The following is a 19,067-nucleotide window of genomic DNA, read 5'->3' as shown; positions in this document are numbered from 1 at the left end:
CAATACATCAGTATTCCTCCCGTCATGTGGTGACTGCCTTATGCGTACGCAAGATTTTTTATTTTGTCACCCCCCAAGGTTGTGACGCTGCTGACACTCTATGTCAGCGAAGGGAGGCGAGCAGCTGTTCCCGGCTGAGCGAGAAGCCCGAGGCAATCCAGTCCGCCTCCAGCTTCCGCAGCATCGCCCCTAGTTCCGGGCCTTTGCAGTCCGGCAACAGATCGCGGGCTTTGACTGGAAAAACAGCCTTTGCACCCAACTCGATATCAGTCTCTAAATTGGGCAAAACCGATTGTTCCAGCAATGCAGACCGCAACAGCAGCACATCCAGCGCCTCTTCCGCTCCCAATCTGTAGCCCAACTCTTTTCCCCCGGCTGTGCCAGCCGCAGCTTCGCGGATCGCCTGCAAATGAGAGGCCTGCGCCTTGCTGAGCCGCAACGCCTCCTGAAGGCCCTCCCCCCCGAGCACGGCAAGCCGCCGGATGCTGGATGCAGCTCGCCCGGCCTCCAAGTGAATCAGCGGCGCCAAGGCGCGGTCATCGGCGCCATGCAGAATCTGTGCCAGAACACCAGCCTGCCGCATGGCCGCAACCGAGGGCGCAGGATCAGGTGCCGCCAGCAGTTTCAGCATCTCGGCCCCGACACGTTCCTTGGAGAGCGTTGCCAGCCCCTCCAGGTTGGCCGCAATCGCTGCCAGCGCATCCGGGTCAAAACCCAGCGTGTGATCGCCGTACCAAGCGTAAAAGCGAAAATACCGCAACGAACGCAAGTAATCTTCACGGATGCGGTTCTCAGCCGTGCCGATGAACCGGATCCGGCGTTCTTGCAAATCCGCCATGCCGTCCAGAGGATCGACAATCTCGCCATCCGGACGCGCATAAATCGCGTTCATGGTGAAATCGCGGCGGCGGGCGTCCTCAGTGATATCGGTTGAAAATGCGACAAGTGCCCGGCGGCCATCAGTCGCAACATCCTTACGAAAGGTGGTTATCTCATGCGGGATGCCGTTCTTGACCAGCGTGACGGTACCGTGGTCGATACCGGTGGGAACCGCCTTGATCCCGGCTCGGCCCGCTAGTTCCATCACCTGTTCCGGCCGCGCATCCGTGGCGACATCCATGTCGGAGACCGGCTCGCCCAACAGCGCATTGCGCACGCAGCCGCCAACAAACAGAACCTGCGCGCCGTCTGCCGTGACTGCCGCACAAACAGCCTGGGTTGCAGGATCCTTCAACCAGGGTTGGTCAATCCGCATTACATCTCCATCCGTGCCGCAAAACCGCGCAGTATCCGCGCTGTGGCGCCCCATATGTAGTAGGAGCCGTATGGAACGGTATAGTAGCGGCGGCGGGTGCCGCGCCAGCGGCGGGATTCAATGATGTATTTTTTTGGATCCAACACATGAGACAGCGGGACGGAAAAAACCTCGGCCACCTCCCCCGCTTCCGGACGCACGGTGAATTCCTCCCGGATCAGTGCCACAACGGGCGTTACCGAAAAACCGGTCACCGTCTCATGCTCCGGCAGGCAGCCGACAATCTGGGGCAACTCCTGCGGCAGCCCGATTTCCTCCCAGGCTTCGCGCAGCGCAGCAGCACAGGCGTCCGTGTCAGCGGCATCCACCTTGCCGCCGGGAAAAGCGATCTGGCCCGGATGATGCTTCAGCGCCGAAGAGCGTTTGGTCAGGATCAGCCGCGGCGTGTCGGTCGCAAGGGAGATCGGAACCAGCACCCCGGCCGGCCGCAGCTTGCGTCCTGCTGGCAGCACGGTACCGGGGTTGAGGTCGAAGTCGGAAGAGCCGCCGCCCTGGTGTTTCAGCGCGGCGGAAATTCTGTTGGCGAGGTTCTGCGCAGCCTCACTCACCGGGCGGGTTTTCCGCTTCAAAACCAACGCTTTCCGGGTCCAAATCGTAATGCGCGCTGCAAAACTGGCAATCCGCCGTGACCCGGCCATCTTCGTTTGTCATAGTGCCAATGTCTTTGGCAGAATAGATCGACAGGCTTTGGCGTACCCGGTCTTCGGAGCAGGTGCAGCCGAAACGAACGGCCTGGACATCATAGACCCGCGGTTGTTCCTCGTGAAACAATCGGATCAGCAGATCGGTCGGGGACACTGACGGTCCGATCAGCTCCAATGCCTCCACGGTATTCAACAGCATTGTGGCCCGATTCCAGTTTTCTTCCTGATCACCGGACACCAGATCGCTGGCCTGCAGAACTTCACCCGACCCTTCGCTTTGCGCAGCAAAGGGCGACGCTTTGGGCATGCTCTGCAGCATGATGCCGCCCGCGCGCCAATGCTCGTCAACTCCAGGCTCGGATGATTTTCCAAAGCTCATTTTGAACATGGTCGGCAACTGTTCGGATTGCGCAAAATAGGCCTCGGCACAGGCTCGCAGCGACCCGCCAGACAACGGGGTGATGCCCTGGTACGGCTTGGTGCCTTGGCCCTGGTCGATCATGATGGCAAAGTATCCTTCTCCAACCTGATCAAAGGGGTCGCTATCCGTAATCCGGTCACGGTCGAAGCTTGCGTAGGCACGGATCCGGCCGATTTCGCCTTCTTTTTGCGGTGCGTAATAGTCGGTCGCGATCATCCGCACAGCGCCCTTGGACTGCACCTGCAACGACAGCTTCCAGCGCAGGGAAATCGTCTGCCCGATCAGTGCCGTCAACAGCGCCATCTCGGCGACCAGCGCCTCAACCACCGGCGGGTAATCATGCTGTTTCAGGATGCCATCCAGCACGCCGTCCAGCCGCGCAACGCGGCCGCGCATGTCCGATGCATCAAGCTGGAAGGGCAGGACGGTGTCGTCCCACGCGATTTTCGAACCAAGTGTCATGGGGTTTCCTTACGCGCCGGGGATTGGCATACCGGGGCTATATAGGAGAATTGATACTGGAGTGAAGGGGCCAGCCCGTGATCAGGCGATTTGATAAGACACCGGAGAACGGCCAGCGTTACCGGATGCGTCCGGGCGCCTATGCTCTGCTGCCGCGGGACGGCAAGCTGCTGATCACTTGCCAGTATGCTCCTCATCCAGACCTGCAACTGCCAGGAGGCGGTATCGATCCAGGCGAGTCGCCAATTCCCGCACTGCACAGAGAGGTTTATGAGGAAACCGGCTGGAAGATTGCCACGCCGCGCAAGATGGGTGTGTTCCGGCGGTTTGCCTATATGCCAGAGTACGCTCTTTGGGCCGAAAAAATTTGCCATATCTACATCGCCCGCCCATTGCGCCGGATTGGCCCGCCTGCAGAAGAAGGGCATGAAGCGCTGTGGGTCACCCCGCAGGAAGCCGCCCTCCGGCTGGGCAATGCTGGCGACCGGCATTTTGCAGCCCAACTGGCAGCCCGGTTGTAAGAAACTGAGAAGTCTACAGCCGAAAAGCAACATCCCAGCCGCGGCCAGGACAACATCAGACAACCGATCTGACTGGTTTACGGACCCTGGTACTCGAACAATGTGGCCGAGACGTCATCCTCAAGCCCGTGTTCCTTGCTCATAACTTGTGTCAGATGCCAGTAAAGGTCATCCAGAAATTCCTTACTGCTTTGCTCTGACCCGCATTTTTGAACCAGCTCCAGCAGACCCTCCGGCTCCAGCATCGAACCGTCTTCCAGCCGCGCCTCTGTAAAACCGTCTGAGAACAGCAACAGACGGTCGCCACGTTCCATGACAAATTCTTCCTGGCTGTAGCCGATATCGGGAACCAGCCCCACCGGCACACCACCGTTACCGATGAACTCCAGTTCACCGTTCTTGCGCAGCAACAGCGGATGCGGGTGGCCTGCTTGCACCATCTTAACAACACCGCTGCGCAAATCAGCGATGCAATAGGCCATGGTGAAGTACTCTTCGATCCCGGTATCAGCGATCAGCCGTGCATTCAGCAGGCTGGCAACTTCCTCCGGCTGGCGCAGCGCATAAAACCGGTTGAAGCGTTTTTCCATCCCGACATTCTGATCGAAGTAATTCGAGGACAGATAGCCGCCGAGACGCGCTGTCATCATCGCCGAAGTGATGCCGTGACCGGACACGTCGATAGAATAGAAGCCGATTCGGTTCACGCCTGGAGAGAACATTCCCACCAGATCACCACCGATGTGGCCGCAGGGTTTCAGCAGCAGGCTGACGGTTGAGGAGCCGAAATCCTTGGACAATTCCGGCACCAGCGATTCCTGGATCTTGCGGGCCTGGATCAAGTCCTTGTCGATCGCATCATAAACCCGCTGCAGCTCACCTAGGGTTTCCGACACGATGCGGTTCTTCTCGGACAGCTCCCGCTGCATCCGCAGGATCCGTTCACCCGCGGAAATCCGTGCCCGCAGCTCATCCGAGCTGACCGGTTTGGTCAGGAAATCATCGGCGCCAGCGTCCAGCCCCTCGGCCACCTCGTTCTTTTCGCTCTTGGAGGTCAGCAGGATGAAATAGGCATAATCTTCGCTGGAGCTGTCCCGGAACGCGCGGCAAAATTCCAGCCCGTTCATGCCCGGCATCATCCAGTCGCTGAGGATCAGATCAGGAGTTTCTGTCTGGCAAATCTCCATCGCGGCCTCGCCGCTCTCAGCCTCGACGACCTCAAATCCCCATTTCTTGAGAGAAGCAACTAGAATGCGTCTTTGCAGGCGGCTGTCATCAACAACCAGCACACGGCGTATTGATCCGGCCACTGTGTGGTCCTCGTTGTCCATCGAACTTTCTGGCAGCACCGAAGGCACCTCACAAATGGCAAAATCAGACGATCTTGTGATACTATCGGTCCAGAAATTTAACAGGCGGTGAAACCTAAAATTTGAGCTTCCTCCTTTATTTCACTATATTTTTACTGCATTCAACTTAAGAAATCGCGCATGGCAAAACATAATAAGGACGCAACACATGATAGACTGGCCGCGTGTAACTGAGCTGCGCGAAGAAGTAGGTGCCGAGGACTTTGGCGAAGTTGTTGAAATCTTTCTTGAAGAGGTTGAAGAAGTAATCGGCAAGCTTCAAGGCGGCGATCACAGCCAGCTGGAACAGGACCTGCATTTCCTGAAAGGCAGCGCACTCAACCTGGGATTTGAAGAGTTCTCCGCATTGTGCCTAAAAGGTGAGCAGAAGTCCGCGCACGGCAAGGCTGAAGATGTCGACGTCCCTCTAATCATTGCCAACTTCGAAACGTCCAAGTCCGCCTTTCTGACAGGTCTGTCCGAAAAGTTCTGATCTCCGGCTCCGGCTTCAGATCACAAATTGTGCCAGCGTCTCGTCCTGAGTGATGTCGGTGAAGGTCATCCCAGCCGCATCCAATCGCGCGAACAACTGCTCAAAATTCTCCGGCCGCTTGGTCTCAATTCCGATCAGCACCGAGCCGAAATTGCGGGCGGACTTCTTCATGTATTCAAAGCGGGCAATGTCGTCCTCCGGGCCTAAGATGCCTAGAAACTCCTTCAGCGCACCAGGCCGCTGCGGCAGCCGCAAGATGAAGTACTTCTTCACTCCAGAATAGCGCTGCGCCCGTTCTTTGACCTCTGGCAGACGTTCAAAATCAAAGTTGCCCCCGGATGTAACGCAAACCACTGTCTTGCCGCGGATCCAGGAGCGCACATCCTGCAGCGCTTCAACCGACAGCGCGCCGGCCGGCTCCAGCACGATGCCTTCCACGTTCAGCATCTCAATGATAGTGGTGCAAATCCTGTCCTCGGAGATCGCCAGTACATCCGGCAGCGGCACATTTTGAAGGATGTCAAAGGGCAGATCACCAATCCGCCCTACAGCGGCGCCATCGACAAAAGTGTCAACCGCCTCCAGCGGCACCGGTTTGCCCGCTGTCAGCGCCGCGCGCAGGCAGGCGCCGCCGTCGGGTTCAACAAACAGGCTGTGCACGTCGTCGCCAAACCAAGAGGAAACGCCGGCCGACATTCCACCGCCTCCAACCGGCAGCAGCACATGATCGGGCGCCTTGCCCAGCTGTTCTTCGATTTCCACCGCGATGGAGGCCTGGCCTTCTATCACATCGGCATCATCAAAGGGCGACAGGAAATGCCCGCCCTCCTTGGCACACCACTCCTGCGCAGCGGCTAGGCAAATGTCGAAATAGTCGCCGACCAGATGGATCTCGATGTTGTCGCCGCCGAACATCCGGGTTTTCTGGATCTTCTGCTGCGGCGTTGTGACCGGCATGAAGATTACGCCGCGCTTGCCCATGTGACGGCACATGAATGCGACGCCCTGTGCGTGGTTGCCGGCCGAGGCACAAACATACAGCTCCTGATCCGGCTGCTTGCGCATCGCGTTCAGCGCACCCCGGATCTTGTAGGACCGGACCGGGCTCAGATCCTCTCGCTTGAGATAAATATCCGCGCCGAAACGCTCGGACAGATGCACATTGCGCTGCAACGGAGTTGCAGGAAACACATCGCGCATCGCCTGTTCAGCGGCGCGGGCCTGGCTCTTGAAATCGTTCATGGATCATTCAGTGGCGCAAGCCCGCCCCCAAGACAAGGGGCAGGTGCAAAGCATACATAAGAATACCAGGGATCAGACCGGACGGCCCTCGACGTAGTGGCCGTAAAGGGTGGTCAGCAGGCTGATGTTCAACAGGGCCAAGGCAGCTGATACGAGGATGGAGACACCAACAGCCAACGATGGGGATGCCGCCAGCGCTTCGGCAACGAATTGGGCTGCGTATTGTGCTGCAACCAATATGGCAGCCAAACCCAGAAGATCACCAAAAGCGTTTCCAGTGGAGTTCCAAGCTTCGCGCAGCCCCATGTCCGCTCCCAACGCTGCCGCCGGCAGGATCACTGAAAGCCTGAGAACCAGATAGGTGATGAAAATTGCAATCGGCAGGTTGATCAATTGCAGAACTGCCGGCCCTGCCCCGCTAAGCAGTGTTGTTACTAGAAGAACCATCAGCAGCACAGGAATCATCATGCACAAAAGAACCAGCGCAATCTGCACAGACCGTCCAAAGTAGGCCATCACGCGACCGCCTTCCAAACCCGGCAGCCAGCCCTGCGGCATTTCCTCAAGCAGAACAAAGCGGTGCCAGGAAACCACACTCCACATCCCAATCAAGAGCGAAAACATTGCGACCAGGAACAGCGGGCCGCTTAAACCTGAGTTTTCCGGCAGCGGTGTCACTACACCCCATTGCAGGATGCCCCACAAACCCGTCATTTTAAAAAAGGTCGCAAATAGTGCCGCAATCAGCAGCGTGGGAACCAAAAACACCCGCAGCATATCACCAAAATTCCGTGCCAGCATTCCCACTGAATGACTGAACAGCGCCCAAGGTTTCATCAAAATCTGCTCCAATTTGAAAACCACATCTGGCGCGGACCATAGTTGCAGCCGACGCGGCACGAAACCCCGGTTAACCTTGCCCTTCCGGGCAAAACCCGCTACGCCGCAGGCGTTCTGACCTGAGAGGGAATTCCATGTCCGCGCCCAAGAAAGTTGTGCTCGCCTATTCCGGTGGCCTCGACACCTCGATCATCCTGAAATGGCTGCAGACCGAATACGGCTGCGAAGTTGTCACCTTCACCGCCGACCTCGGCCAGGGTGAAGAACTGGAACCTGCCCGCAAGAAAGCGGAAATGCTGGGTATCGCACCGGAAAACATCTTCATCGAAGATGTGCGCGAGGAATTTGTCCGTGACTTCGTCTTCCCGATGTTCCGCGCCAATGCGGTTTACGAAGGCCTGTATCTGCTGGGCACTTCGATCGCCCGGCCGCTGATCTCCAAGCGTCTTGTAGAAATCGCCGAAGCCACCGGTGCCGACGCGGTCGCTCATGGCGCCACCGGCAAGGGCAACGATCAGGTCCGTTTCGAATTGGCTGCCTACGCTCTGAACCCAGACATCAAGGTGATCGCACCCTGGCGTGAATGGGATCTGACCTCGCGCACCCGCCTGCTGGAGTTTGCTGAACAAAACCAGATTCCGGTCGCCAAGGACAAACGCGGCGAAGCCCCCTTCTCGGTTGACGCAAACCTGCTGCACACGTCCTCCGAGGGTAAGGTTCTGGAAGACCCGGCAGTGATGGCGCCTGACTATGTTTACCAGCGCACCGTGCACCCCGAGGACGCGCCGAATGAGCCTGAGTTCATCGAGGTCGGCTTTGAAAAGGGTGATGCTGTCAGCATCAACGGTGAAGCGCTGAGCCCGGCAGACCTGCTGACAAAACTGAACGAACTGGGCGGCAAGCACGGTTGCGGCCGTCTCGACCTGGTCGAAGGCCGCTTTGTCGGCATGAAATCCCGCGGTATTTATGAAACGCCGGGCGGCACCCTGCTGCTGGAAGCCCACCGCGGGATTGAATCGATCACCATGGACCGCGGCGCAATGCATCTGAAAGATGAGCTGATGCCGAAATACGCAGAGCTGATCTACAATGGTTTCTGGTATTCGCCCGAGCGCGAAATGCTGCAGGCTGCGATCGACAAGAGCCAGGAACATGTCACCGGAACCGTGCGCCTTAAACTTTACAAAGGCTCTGCAACCTGTGTCGGCCGCTGGTCGGATCACTCGCTCTATTCCGAAGCACACGTGACTTTTGAAGAAGATGCCGGCGCCTATGACCAGACCGATGCTGCAGGTTTCATTCAACTGAATGCCCTGCGCCTCAAGCTGCTGGCCGCACGTGAGCGCCGGATCAAAAAGTGAGTGACCAAGGCGGCATAGACGACGGCTTCGAGGACGATTTCGCGGAAGAGCTGGAAATGTTCGTCGAGGCTCAGGACACCGTTTGGGCGGCTGTCCTGACTGAACTCTCCGCAGGACAAAAGACGAGCCACTGGATGTGGTTCGTCTTTCCCCAATTGGCCGAACTGGGCCAATCGCACATGGCACAGCTTTACGGGATCGAAGACCTGACCGAGGCCACAGCCTATCTGAACCACGAAAAGCTGCGCAGCCGCCTGGTGGACGCCAGCCGACTGATGCTGCAGCATCAGGGTACAGATCCCGCGCAAATCCTCGGCAGTACCGATGCTAAAAAGCTGCGTTCCTCGATGACGTTGTTTGCAGCTGTACCGGGTGCGCCGGCGGAATTCCGGCAGGTGCTCGATACCTTCTATGGCGGTCAGCCCTGCCCGCTGACCAAGGCAGCCCTTGCCGGGACGTAACCCGGCGCCCTCCCCTTTGGTCACTATTGCCCGGCAACCCTTGCGTGCCTAACCCTCACGGCAAGCAAGGGAGGAACATATGGCACTTCAGGACATCGCCGAGGACATCCGCACAGGTTTGGCTGGAAAGAGCTTTAACGGCACGCTGAAATTCGACTGTGGAGAGGATGGCGTCATCGTGCTCTCCGAAGGCGGTGCCACCACCGATGACTGTGACACTGACTGCACGCTGCAGCTTTCCAGAGAGAACCTGAAAAAGCTGCTCACCGGCAAGCTCAACCCGATGACGGCAGTAGTGATGGGAAAAATCAAAATCTCCGGCGACATGGGTGTTGCCATGAAACTGGGCAAACTGATCGGCTGAACCTCCTCTTCTGGCTGAAAACATCCTGGGGGTGAGCGCCGCAGGCGCGAGGGGGCAAAGCCCCCTTCTCCCCTCAGATTTTCGCTGCTTTCATCTCTTCGTAATAAGGCAGCGCCGCCTGCAACACGGGCTGAAGGTCCTCCGGCACCTCCGGCAGCGGACTTTCCGGGTCGGCAAAACCGGTCGAATTCCAGACCGCACCGTACCAGTGCGCCGCCCACACGCCATCGTCTTTGTGTCCGCCCCTTGGCCAGGTCAGCATCTTCGGGGAATACGGCATGCCGACCGTCTCGCACAACTGTTCCAGTTTGCCTGCCGGATCCTTTCGAATATCATGGCTGTCCACGACAATCGGTGCATGTTCCCAGCTGCGTACCAGCTCGAATAGTTCCGCCTGTTGGCGGAACCCAATGTCTTCCAGCGTGGGATTTTCCCGTTTCGCCGCATATGAGGCGATCACACGTGCCGGATGACGGATCAGAAAGACATTTGTGACCTCTCGCATCCACTGGCGCGGAACACCGGGGATCATGTGCTGTGTCATATGTTTTTGGTAGTAGTAAGGCCTGGCACTTGGAACCTTTCCCAGCAGCGCCTTTGCCACCTCGCCCGGATCCCGCGGCTGGCTGTCCAGAATTTCCGCTCGCATCGGATGGTTGAGACCGGTCATCGCCAGATAGGCCGCATAAAACGGTTCATCCACCACCGCGCAATCACCGCGGTTGCCAAAGGCATACATCATCGCCGTCGACAGGTTCCGCGGCCCGGACCACATTGCAATCCGCATCAGACACACTCCCTTTCAATCAGATCCTTGTAGAGAGCACGAAGGCGCTCGGTCATGGACCCCATTTGCCCGCTGCCGATCTGTCGGCCGTCAATGCTGCCCACCGGCGTCTGCGCCCCGAAAGTGCCGGTCAGGAAGGCTTCGTCGGCGCCGTATGCATCCACCAGAGAATAGTTCCGCTCGTGAACCGGAATACTGTTGGCACGGCACAAATCGATCACTTTCTGCCGGGTAATGCCATTCATGCAGTAGTCCCCGGTCGAAGTCCAAACCTCCCCCTTGCGCACAATGAAGAAGTTGCAAGCATTTGTGGTGTTCACAAAACCATTCACATCCAGCATCAGCGCTTCATCCGCGCCCGCCTTTTCGGCGGCGATGCAGGCGATAATGCAGTTCAGCTTGGAGTGGGAATTCAGTTTGGGGTCCTGCGTCATCGGCAGCCCGCGGATATGCGGCACTGTGGCCAGTTTAATCTGGCGTGGCAGGTCAGGGCGGGAATGCTCCATGATAATGGTCATGGTCGGGCCTTGCTGCGACAGCGAAGGGTGCTGGAAGGGGCGCGTTTTTACTCCGCGTGTAACCATCAGCCGGGCATGGGCATCAGTGATCATGCCATTGGCTTTCTGCGTCTCTAACACTGCAGTTTTCACGCCCTCCCTATCCAACCCGATATCCAGGTCAATCGCCTTGGCGGCCTCAAACAGCCGGTCCAGATGCTCGTCCATGAAGGCCCAGGTTCCGTTGTACAGCCGCAACCCTTCCCACACACCGTCGCCCAGCATAAAACCGCTGTCATAAACGCTCACCTTGGCCTCAGCCTTGGGGACAGTTTTTCCATTCAGATAGATCAGGATTTCTTCGTTGCGCTGATCTTCTTCAGCCTGGTGAGTGCTCATCTTTTCAGTCATGGGATCCTCCTTTGCCGGCACGTTAGTAATATTGGATCCAATTTCCAAGCAGTAACTTGCTGTCACCTGTCCGTGAAATCCGCCGCTGCCGGGTTGAGGGGCTGCGCATCAGCCGGCAGAGTGGCAGCAAAGCAGAATGGAGGCCCAAGATGCGTTTTCTGGAGAGTCTGAGACCTATTACTTTGATGGGGCTTATTGCGATCGGTACGGTTGCAAATGCCAATCCTGTGCAGGCGCAATCAACTGAAGTTCTGACCGTGGCCGGTGGATGCTTCTGGTGTGTGGAAAGCGATTTTGAAAGCGTTCCCGGGGTGACTGAAGCCGTGTCAGGCTATACTGGCGGCAAGACAGAAAACCCGACCTACAAGGATGTCAGCCGCGGCGGCAGCGGCCATTACGAAGCAGTACAAATTTCCTTTGATCCCGCAAAAGTATCACGCGAACACTTGCTGGAACTTTTCTTCCGCTCGGTTGATCCGACAGACGCGGGCGGCCAGTTCTGCGACCGCGGCGAGAGCTACCGCACCGCAGTTTTTGTCTCTAACGAAGAAGAAAAGACCCTAGCCAAGCAAGTCATTTCCGACGCTCAGGAAGCCTTGGGGCGAAAAGTCGTGACCCCTGTCCTGCCGGTGAAACCCTTTTATGAAGCCGAAGACTATCACCAGGACTATTATAAAGGAGAAAGCCTGGTTTTCACCCGCTTTGGCCCCAAGCGGCAAGCGGCGGCCTATAAACGATACCGCCAGGCCTGCGGGCGTGATCAGCGCGTGGCGCAATTGTGGGGCGATGCAGCGCCTTTTGCAAAAGATCATTAAGGCGGGGCGCTGCCCCCTTGGCCTAACGGCCAATTCCCCCGGAGTATTTGTTAACCAAAAAGAAGCAGAATGCCTCAGATCAAAAGTGGGCCGCCTGCACTTCTTTCAGTTCAGGGATCACATCGGCTGTACCATGGCGCGTGACCATCAGCGCCGCAGCCTGCGCGGCCAGCAACATAGCTTTTGCCATCGGCAAGCCCTGGTCCAGACCCGAAAGTACATATCCGGTGAAAGTGTCCCCTGCCCCTGTGGTATCTACAGGCGTAACCGGAAGAGCGGGAACATCCAGCACATCTCCGGTTTCGCCGTCGATATGCCGGGCCCCTTTAGCACCAAGAGTGATAACCACGTCTTTGATGCCAAGCTCATCGGGCGACTTGCCAGACGCCTCTTTCAGCTGTCCGGCTTCCACCTCGTTCAGGATCAAGAAGTCGAGAAACGGAAGAACCGCTTTGACTGCGTCCGCGTCAAAGGGGGCGGCGGCGTAGCAGACCCGCATCCCCTGATCGCGGCCCGCACGGGCAGCTTCGGCCTGCATATTGGTTTCATTCTGCATCACCAGAATGTCGCCTGCATTAGCCTGTGAAAGCGCTTGGTCCAACTGATCCTGGGTCAGCGCACGGTTGGCGCCGGGAAACAGGATGATCTGGTTTTCCCCCTCCGGCTCCACCGCAATGATGGCGTGGCCGGTTGGGATGTCCACCTGGGCAATGTCTTGAATTCCAGTGCCATAATCCTTCAACCGCTCGACTGCCCAAGCCCCGTCAGGCCCAACAGCACCGATGTGATTAATCTCGCTGCCAGCGCGGGCGGCGGCAACGGACATGTTGGCGCCTTTCCCGCCTAGAAATCTGTCAAGGCGTTGGGCGGCAAGGGTTTCCCCCGCCGCCGGCAGATGCGGCAAGGCATAGACCATGTCCGCATTGATTGATCCCAGGTTCCAGATTGCCATTCAGATCACCCGATGTTGCAGGCTGCCAGTACCGCCATATTCAAAATGTCATTGGTGGTGGAGGTGGTCGAGCAGATCTGGATCGGCTTGTCGATACCGGACAGGATCGGGCCGATAACCGTGGCGCCGCCCATTTCCTGCATAAGCTTGACCGAAATCGAGGCTGAATGGCGGGCCGGCACAATCAGGATGTTGGCCGGGCCGGTCAAACGCTGGAACGGGTAATACCGCTGGGCCCGCTCGTTGAGCGCCACATCAACGGTCATCTCGCCTTCGTATTCGAAATCAACACCGCGTTTATCCAGAACGGTGGGCGCGACATGCATCTTTTCCGCACGTTCCGACACTGGGTAACCGAAGGTGGAGAAGCTGACAAAGGCCACCCGCGGTTCAAGCCCCATATGGCGGGCGACGCCCACGGCACGTTCAGCGATATTTGCGAGGTGGTTCTCATCCGGCCACTCATGCACCAACGTATCCCCGATCAGCACGATCCGCCCCTTGTGCAGCAGCGCAGTCACGCCAGCGGCACCATGATCGGCATCGGCATCAAAAACATGGTTGATCCGTTCCAGAACATGGGCCGATTTCCGGGTTGCGCCGGTGACCAGACCGTCGCCATGCCCATGCGCCAGCATCAGGCTGGCAAACACGTGCCGGTCACGCCCCACCAACCGGTGAATATCCTTGTGATCAAAGCCTTTACGCTGCAAGCGGCTGTACAGGAAACCCTTGTACAAATCGAAATTCGGCGTGTTGGCAGCGTTAACAATTTCCAGCTCACGCACGGCATCGCCAAGGCCGGCCTTTTCCAGCTTGGCCCGCACATCTTCCTGCCGGCCCACAACCAGAGATTTTCCAAAGCCGGAACGCTGATACATCACTGCAGCGCGCAGAGCGCGGGGATCGTCACCCTCAGCGAAGATCATCCGGGACTGGGCTGAACGGGCACGGGCATTCAATCCGCGCAGAATAGAGGCGGTCGGATCCATGCGGGATTTCAAACCCACCTCATAGGCATCCATGTCCACGATCGGACGGCGAGCGGCACCGGTATCCATGCCTGCCCTGGCCACCGCCAGCGGGATCCGGTGGATTAGCCGGGGATCAAAGGGAGTCGGAATGATATAGTCGCGGCCAAAAGACAGAGACTTGCCATAGGCCAGCGCCACTTCGTCCGGCACATCCTCGCGCGCAAGGGCGGCCAGAGCATGGGCACATGCGATCTTCATTTCGTCGTTAATGGCGCGGGCGTGGATATCCAGCGCGCCGCGGAACAGGTAGGGGAAGCCCAGCACGTTGTTGACCTGGTTCGGGTAATCGGACCGGCCGGTGGCGACGATGGCATCGACACGCACCTCATGCGCCTCTTCAGGAGTGATTTCCGGATCCGGGTTTGCCATCGCAAAAATCACCGGATTGTCGGCCATCGCGGCCACCATTTCCTGGGTTACCGCGCCCTTGACCGATACGCCCAGAAAGACGTCGGCACCGCGCATGGCTTCTTCCAGAGTGCGCAGATCCGTGGTGATCGCGTGGGCCGATTTCCACTGGTTCATGCCCTCGGTACGGCCCTGATAAATCACGCCTTTGGTGTCGCAAACGATGCAGTTTTCGTGCCGCGCGCCCATGGCTTTCAGCAGCTCGATACAGGCAATACCGGCTGCCCCTGCCCCATTCAGGACGATCTTCACATCCTCAATCTTCTTGCCCGACAGATGCAGCGCGTTGATCAGGCCGGCCGCGCAGATCACCGCAGTGCCGTGCTGATCATCGTGGAAGACGGGAATGTCCATCTCTTCCTTGAGCTTCTGCTCAATGATGAAACACTCCGGCGCCTTGATGTCTTCCAGGTTGATGCCGCCAAAGGTCGGCCCCATCAGCTTAACCGCTTCGATGAACTTGTCCGGATCCTCGGTATCCAGTTCGATGTCGATTGAGTTCACGTCGGCGAAGCGTTTGAACAGGACAGATTTGCCCTCCATCACCGGCTTAGAGCCCAAAGCCCCCAGATTGCCCAGACCCAGCACCGCCGTGCCGTTTGATATCACCGCAACCAAGTTGCCCTTGTTGGTGTAATCATAGGCGGTCTCAGGATTTGCCGCGATTGCTTCGCAAGGCACCGCAACCCCCGGAGAGTAGGCCAAAGACAGATCCCGCTGCGTTGTCATCGGGACAGTGGCATTGATCTCCCATTTGCCCGGAGACGGCTCCAGGTGAAACGCCAGGGCTTCCTCATCGGTGATCTTTGTTTTGGGCATTTTATCTCGTGTCCTCTCCTCGTCGCGGTCCGTCTTAGCCCAGCCAACCGCGCCCCTCAATCCGGGCTTTCAAGAATCTGTATAGCCAGAATTGAGATAAATGCGACTAAAGGGCGATGGATAGCGCCAGATTTTCACCTTAAAGTAGACGCCCGTCTGCTGTAATTTATTAATAGGTATTAACACGCACCTGTAAGCCAGGTGGCGCTGCGCGCTCGAACTCATGAGCCTGAAAAGCACGTGTCAGAATGACATTTGTCCGCCCGGAACACGGGCCTAGGATCAAAGGAATAATGAGGAATGATAAGTTTCCAAAACAATTCCGGCGCGATGGTTGCCTTGCAGACATTGGGTGGCGTCAATAGCCAGCTCGACACCGTGCAATACAGCATATCCACCGGCAAAGAAGTCAACACGGCGCAAGATAACGCCGCCCTCTGGGCGATCTCCGAACTGATGGATTCAGATATTTCGGGGTTGCGCTCTGTCTCAGACTCATTGTCGCTGGGTGAAGCCACCGTGGCGGTTGCTTCAGCCGGAGCGGAACAAATCACTGACGCTGTAACCGAAATGCGGTCACTGGCAGTTATGGCGGCCAGCGGGATGGGGGATTTCAGCAAATTCGAAGCGGCCCTGTCGCAAAAGACCGAGCAGATCAATTCCATAATCTCATCCTCCAGTTTCAACGGTGTGAACCTTCTGACAACTGATGTGGACGGCAACGGCGGCACATCGCTGACTGTCCCGTCTGCACTATCCGGGGCCGGAGGCGTGACCTCGCTCAGCGTAGATGGCGTGGACTTCGAAGGCAGCCCGCAGTTTGACATTGGCAACCGGACTGCCATCACCGACACTGCCAGCGCGTTGACCGCTCTAGGAGAAATCGAGGGGTTCCTGGCTTACGCAATCGACAGCTCCGCTGCTCTTGGCGCCAGCGCCGGCGGCATTGCCGAACAGAACCAGTTTGTCGGCAAGCTGTCGGATTCGATCACCCAGGGAGTCAGTTCGATGATCGACACCAGCATGGAGGAAGCGGCGACAAAACTTCTGGCGCTGCAGGCGCAGCAACAGTTGAGCACTCTGTCGCTCTCCATTGTCAACACAATGCCCGACACACTGCGCAACCTTTACTGACAGCAGACTGCCGCCGGAGGTCTTGGCGGCAGTCACATCCGGGTTTTCCTCGCACCGCCCCCATTGTACACGTCTTACAACGACGACCTGGGGGATTTTTCATGACCGTAACGCCCATGATGGCGCAGTATCTCGAGATCAAGGCAGCGCATGCGGATGCGTTGCTTTTTTATCGGATGGGCGACTTTTACGAGATGTTCTTTGAGGACGCAGTCAACGCCGCAGAAGCCTTGGACATCGCGCTGACCAAACGCGGCAAGCACAACGGCGAAGACATCCCCATGTGCGGCGTGCCCGTCCATGCCGCCGAAGGCTATCTGCTGACGCTGATCCGCAAGGGCTTTCGCGTTGCCGTGGGCGAGCAGCTGGAAAGCCCGGCCGAAGCCAAAAAGCGGGGTTCCAAATCAGTGGTAAAACGCGATGTGGTGCGGTTGGTGACACCGGGCACCCTGACCGAGGAATCTCTGCTGGAGGCGCGCCGCCACAACTTTCTGGTTTCTTACTCTGAACTCAGGGATGAGGCCGCACTGGCCTGGGCCGACATTTCGACCGGCGCGTTTCACGTGATGCCGGTCGCACGGGTCCGCTTGTCGCCCGAGCTGGCCCGCCTGGCGCCGTCGGAGTTGATCGTTGCTGATGGTCCGGCCTATGACGCTGCCCTCCCTCTGGCTGAAGAATACAAGATCCCGCTCACTCCGCTGGGCAAAGCGAGCTTTGACAGCACCGCTGCGGAAAAGCGCATCTGCACCCTGTTCAGCGTCAGCGCCCTGGATGGTTTCGGCACTTTCACCCGGGCCGAAGTCTCAGCCATGGGCGCGTTGATCGACTATCTGGAAATCACCCAAAAGGGCAAGCTGCCGCTGTTGCAGCCGCCGCAGCAGGAGGCGCAGGACCGGGTGGTGCAGATTGATGCCGCCACCCGCCGCAATCTGGAGCTGACCCGTTCCCTGTCAGGGGGCCGTGCCGGCTCGCTGCTGGCAGTTGTGGACCGCACTGTCACCCCCGGCGGCGCCCGCTTGCTGGAACAACGGCTGTCCAGCCCCTCCCGTAATCTCGATGCGATCCACCAGCGCCTTGCTGCATTGGATTTCGCTGTTGAACAATCTCAGACCGCCGAAGACCTGCGCGCGGCTTTGCGCAAAACACCGGACCTCGATCGGGCGCTCTCTCGCCTGGCGCTGGAGCGCGGCGGCCCGCGCGATCTGGCTGCTATCCGCAACGGGTTGTCGCAGGCCGAAGCAATTGCCGGGTTTTGCGCCGGGCTTGAACTGCCTGCGCTGATGGCCGGGGCCATGTCGGATCTGCAAGGTTTCGACGATTTGCTGTCTCTCCTGGATGCGGCCCTGGTGGCCGAACCGCCGCTTATGGCACGGGACGGCGGTTACATCGCAACCGGCTACGATCCGGAACTGGATGAAGCCCGCACCCTCCGCGACGAGGGGCGCTCAGTGATTGCTTCAATGCAGAAGAAATACGCGGAACACACCGGTGTCACTTCGCTGAAGATCAAACACAACAATGTGCTGGGCTATTTCATCGAAACCACCGCGACACACGCGGACAAAATGATGTCTCCTCCGCTGAACGAAACCTATATTCACCGCCAGACGACTGCCAATCAGGTCCGTTTCACCACAGTGGAGCTGAGCGAGATTGAAACCCGCATCCTGAATGCCGGAAACTTGGCGCTTGAGATTGAAAAGCGGCTCTATACTGGACTTTCCAGGGCAATTCTGGAAACAGCCGCCCGCCTGAACACCGCCGCCCGCGGGCTGGCCGAACTGGATCTGCTGGCCGGGCTGGCCGATTTGGCGCGTGGCGAAAACTGGACCCGCCCCAAAGTCGACAACAGCCGCGCGTTTCACGTGGAAGGCGGCCGCCACCCGGTGGTGGAACAGGCCCTGCGCCAGCAAGGCGGCGAAACCTTTGTGGCCAATGACTGCGATCTGTCAGCCCAGGACGGTGCCGCAGTCTGGCTGCTCACTGGCCCCAATATGGCCGGTAAATCGACCTTCCTGCGCCAGAACGCACTGATTGCACTGCTGGCCCAGATGGGCAGCTATGTCCCTGCGGAAAGCGCCCACATCGGCCTCGTCAGCCAGCTGTTCAGCCGGGTTGGCGCCTCGGACGATCTGGCCCGCGGCCGCTCGACCTTCATGGTGGAGATGGTCGAAACCGCCGCCATTCTGAACCAGGCAGACGACCGCGCCTTGGTGATCCTTGACGAAATCGGCCGCGGCACCGCTACCTATGACGGTCTGTCCATCGCCTGGGCAACGCTGGAGCATCTGCACGAGATAAACCGCTCCCGGGCGCTGTTTGCCACCCACTACCACGAGCTGACCCAACTTGCCGCCAAGCTGGAGGGCGTCGACAACGCCACCGTGGCGGTCAAGGAATGGGAGGGTGAAGTAATCTTCCTGCATGAGGTGCACAAGGGTGCCGCTGACCGTTCCTATGGCGTGCAGGTGGCGCAGCTTGCTGGCCTGCCCGCATCCGTTGTTGCACGTGCCCGCGACGTGCTCGACATGCTGGAACAGAGCAGCCGCGAGGGCGGTTCAAAGATTCAGATCGATGATCTGCCGCTCTTCGCCGCAGCCCCGCCGCCCCAACCCAAAGCCCCAGAGGGTCCTTCGCCGGCGACAGACCTCCTGTCAAAAATCCACCCGGATGACCTGTCGCCACGTGAAGCGCTGGAAATACTCTACAAGCTGAAAGAAGCCGCTGGCTGAAAAGA

The 19,067-nt window shown here is 58.4% G+C and carries 18 protein-coding genes; 8 read left to right on the top strand and 10 right to left on the bottom strand.

Going from position 1 to position 19,067, the window contains the following annotated elements; translation table 11 throughout:
- Positions 1–103: 103 nt before the first annotated feature.
- The 3 genes from A2I95_RS04670 to A2I95_RS04660 are packed head-to-tail and all read right to left on the bottom strand — an operon-like array spanning position 104 to position 2,842.
- Complete coding sequence (locus tag A2I95_RS04670; protein ID WP_291728331.1) at positions 104–1,255, bottom strand: CCA tRNA nucleotidyltransferase; 1,152 nt, start codon at positions 1,253–1,255, stop codon at positions 104–106.
- Entirely contained in the window at positions 1,255–1,863 is a 609-nt protein-coding gene (locus tag A2I95_RS04665) for a CoA pyrophosphatase (protein WP_291728329.1), read from the bottom strand. The genes A2I95_RS04670 and A2I95_RS04665 overlap by 1 nt, the downstream gene beginning before the upstream one ends.
- Positions 1,856–2,842 (bottom strand): Hsp33 family molecular chaperone HslO, encoded by a 987-nt coding sequence (locus A2I95_RS04660; protein ID WP_291728327.1) that lies wholly within the window; start codon positions 2,840–2,842, stop codon positions 1,856–1,858. Before A2I95_RS04660 ends, A2I95_RS04665 begins: the two co-directional genes overlap by 8 nt.
- Positions 2,843–2,919: 77 nt before the next feature.
- Between A2I95_RS04660 and A2I95_RS04655 the strand changes: the two genes are divergently transcribed.
- Positions 2,920–3,363: an NUDIX hydrolase gene (locus A2I95_RS04655; RefSeq protein ID WP_291728325.1), complete on the top strand. Its 444-nt coding sequence runs from the start codon at positions 2,920–2,922 to the stop codon at positions 3,361–3,363.
- A 77-nt stretch (positions 3,364–3,440) separates the two neighbouring features.
- Here the strand turns inward: A2I95_RS04655 and A2I95_RS04650 are convergent, their stop codons facing one another.
- Positions 3,441–4,694: a PP2C family protein-serine/threonine phosphatase gene (locus A2I95_RS04650; RefSeq protein WP_291728406.1), complete on the bottom strand. Its 1,254-nt coding sequence runs from the start codon at positions 4,692–4,694 to the stop codon at positions 3,441–3,443.
- 187 nt (positions 4,695–4,881) lie between these two features.
- Between A2I95_RS04650 and A2I95_RS04645 the strand changes: the two genes are divergently transcribed.
- Complete coding sequence (locus A2I95_RS04645; protein WP_291728323.1) at positions 4,882–5,205, top strand: Hpt domain-containing protein; 324 nt, start codon at positions 4,882–4,884, stop codon at positions 5,203–5,205.
- A gap of 15 nt (positions 5,206–5,220) precedes the next feature.
- Here the strand turns inward: A2I95_RS04645 and ilvA are convergent, their stop codons facing one another.
- Entirely contained in the window at positions 5,221–6,447 is a 1,227-nt protein-coding gene (ilvA, locus tag A2I95_RS04640; protein ID WP_291728321.1) for a threonine ammonia-lyase IlvA, read from the bottom strand.
- A gap of 72 nt (positions 6,448–6,519) precedes the next feature.
- Positions 6,520–7,284, bottom strand: coding sequence for a hypothetical protein (locus tag A2I95_RS04635; protein ID WP_291728319.1), 765 nt, complete (start codon positions 7,282–7,284; stop codon positions 6,520–6,522).
- A gap of 137 nt (positions 7,285–7,421) precedes the next feature.
- Between A2I95_RS04635 and A2I95_RS04630 the strand changes: the two genes are divergently transcribed.
- The 3 genes from A2I95_RS04630 (at position 7,422) to A2I95_RS04620 (ending at position 9,473) form a co-directional block, all read left to right on the top strand.
- Positions 7,422–8,648, top strand: coding sequence for an argininosuccinate synthase (locus A2I95_RS04630; protein ID WP_291728317.1), 1,227 nt, complete (start codon positions 7,422–7,424; stop codon positions 8,646–8,648).
- A complete protein-coding gene (locus tag A2I95_RS04625; RefSeq protein WP_291728316.1) occupies positions 8,645–9,109 on the top strand; it encodes a DUF1810 domain-containing protein in 465 nt (154 codons plus the stop codon). Before A2I95_RS04630 ends, A2I95_RS04625 begins: the two co-directional genes overlap by 4 nt.
- Before the next feature lie 79 nt (positions 9,110–9,188).
- Positions 9,189–9,473, top strand: coding sequence for an SCP2 sterol-binding domain-containing protein (locus A2I95_RS04620; RefSeq protein ID WP_291728314.1), 285 nt, complete (start codon positions 9,189–9,191; stop codon positions 9,471–9,473).
- 73 nt (positions 9,474–9,546) lie between these two features.
- Here the strand turns inward: A2I95_RS04620 and A2I95_RS04615 are convergent, their stop codons facing one another.
- Positions 9,547–10,260, bottom strand: coding sequence for an HAD family hydrolase (locus tag A2I95_RS04615; protein WP_291728312.1), 714 nt, complete (start codon positions 10,258–10,260; stop codon positions 9,547–9,549).
- Entirely contained in the window at positions 10,260–11,168 is a 909-nt protein-coding gene (locus A2I95_RS04610; protein WP_291728310.1) for a D-amino acid aminotransferase, read from the bottom strand. Before A2I95_RS04610 ends, A2I95_RS04615 begins: the two co-directional genes overlap by 1 nt.
- 149 nt (positions 11,169–11,317) lie before the next feature.
- Between A2I95_RS04610 and msrA the strand changes: the two genes are divergently transcribed.
- Complete coding sequence (gene msrA, locus A2I95_RS04605; protein WP_291728309.1) at positions 11,318–11,983, top strand: peptide-methionine (S)-S-oxide reductase MsrA; 666 nt, start codon at positions 11,318–11,320, stop codon at positions 11,981–11,983.
- A 79-nt stretch (positions 11,984–12,062) separates the two neighbouring features.
- On the opposite strand, the gene A2I95_RS04600 is transcribed toward msrA, so the two are convergent.
- Together A2I95_RS04600 and A2I95_RS04595 are read right to left on the bottom strand one after the other, a co-directional pair.
- Positions 12,063–12,935: a ribokinase gene (locus A2I95_RS04600; RefSeq protein ID WP_291728307.1), complete on the bottom strand. Its 873-nt coding sequence runs from the start codon at positions 12,933–12,935 to the stop codon at positions 12,063–12,065.
- Between the two features lie 5 nt (positions 12,936–12,940).
- Positions 12,941–15,196 carry an NADP-dependent malic enzyme gene (locus A2I95_RS04595; protein WP_291728305.1) on the bottom strand — a complete coding sequence of 752 codons (2,256 nt, stop codon included), beginning with the start codon at positions 15,194–15,196 and terminating at the stop codon, positions 12,941–12,943.
- 300 nt (positions 15,197–15,496) lie between these two features.
- Between A2I95_RS04595 and A2I95_RS04590 the strand changes: the two genes are divergently transcribed.
- A complete protein-coding gene (locus A2I95_RS04590; RefSeq protein ID WP_291728303.1) occupies positions 15,497–16,330 on the top strand; it encodes a flagellin in 834 nt (277 codons plus the stop codon).
- A 101-nt stretch (positions 16,331–16,431) separates the two neighbouring features.
- On the top strand, positions 16,432–19,062 hold the full coding sequence (mutS, locus tag A2I95_RS04585; protein WP_291728301.1) for a DNA mismatch repair protein MutS: 2,631 nt from the start codon (positions 16,432–16,434) through the stop codon (positions 19,060–19,062).
- Positions 19,063–19,067: the final 5 nt, after the last annotated feature.

The organism is Leisingera sp. F5 (assembly GCF_001593695.1).
This window is presented reverse-complemented; position numbering and strand designations above follow the sequence as displayed.

Coding starts and splice junctions, on each gene's coding strand:
- A2I95_RS04670 (WP_291728331.1), bottom strand. CDS start 1,255: ATGCGGATTGACCAACCCTGGTTGAAGGATCCTGCAACCCAGGCTGTT.
- A2I95_RS04660 (WP_291728327.1), bottom strand. CDS start 2,842: ATGACACTTGGTTCGAAAATCGCGTGGGACGACACCGTCCTGCCCTTC.
- A2I95_RS04650 (WP_291728406.1), bottom strand. CDS start 4,694: ATGGACAACGAGGACCACACAGTGGCCGGATCAATACGCCGTGTGCTG.
- A2I95_RS04645 (WP_291728323.1), top strand. CDS start 4,882: ATGATAGACTGGCCGCGTGTAACTGAGCTGCGCGAAGAAGTAGGTGCC.
- ilvA (WP_291728321.1), bottom strand. CDS start 6,447: ATGAACGATTTCAAGAGCCAGGCCCGCGCCGCTGAACAGGCGATGCGC.
- A2I95_RS04635 (WP_291728319.1), bottom strand. CDS start 7,284: ATGAAACCTTGGGCGCTGTTCAGTCATTCAGTGGGAATGCTGGCACGG.
- A2I95_RS04630 (WP_291728317.1), top strand. CDS start 7,422: ATGTCCGCGCCCAAGAAAGTTGTGCTCGCCTATTCCGGTGGCCTCGAC.
- A2I95_RS04620 (WP_291728314.1), top strand. CDS start 9,189: ATGGCACTTCAGGACATCGCCGAGGACATCCGCACAGGTTTGGCTGGA.
- A2I95_RS04615 (WP_291728312.1), bottom strand. CDS start 10,260: ATGCGGATTGCAATGTGGTCCGGGCCGCGGAACCTGTCGACGGCGATG.
- A2I95_RS04610 (WP_291728310.1), bottom strand. CDS start 11,168: ATGACTGAAAAGATGAGCACTCACCAGGCTGAAGAAGATCAGCGCAAC.
- msrA (WP_291728309.1), top strand. CDS start 11,318: ATGCGTTTTCTGGAGAGTCTGAGACCTATTACTTTGATGGGGCTTATT.
- A2I95_RS04600 (WP_291728307.1), bottom strand. CDS start 12,935: ATGGCAATCTGGAACCTGGGATCAATCAATGCGGACATGGTCTATGCC.
- A2I95_RS04595 (WP_291728305.1), bottom strand. CDS start 15,196: ATGCCCAAAACAAAGATCACCGATGAGGAAGCCCTGGCGTTTCACCTG.
- A2I95_RS04590 (WP_291728303.1), top strand. CDS start 15,497: ATGATAAGTTTCCAAAACAATTCCGGCGCGATGGTTGCCTTGCAGACA.
- mutS (WP_291728301.1), top strand. CDS start 16,432: ATGACCGTAACGCCCATGATGGCGCAGTATCTCGAGATCAAGGCAGCG.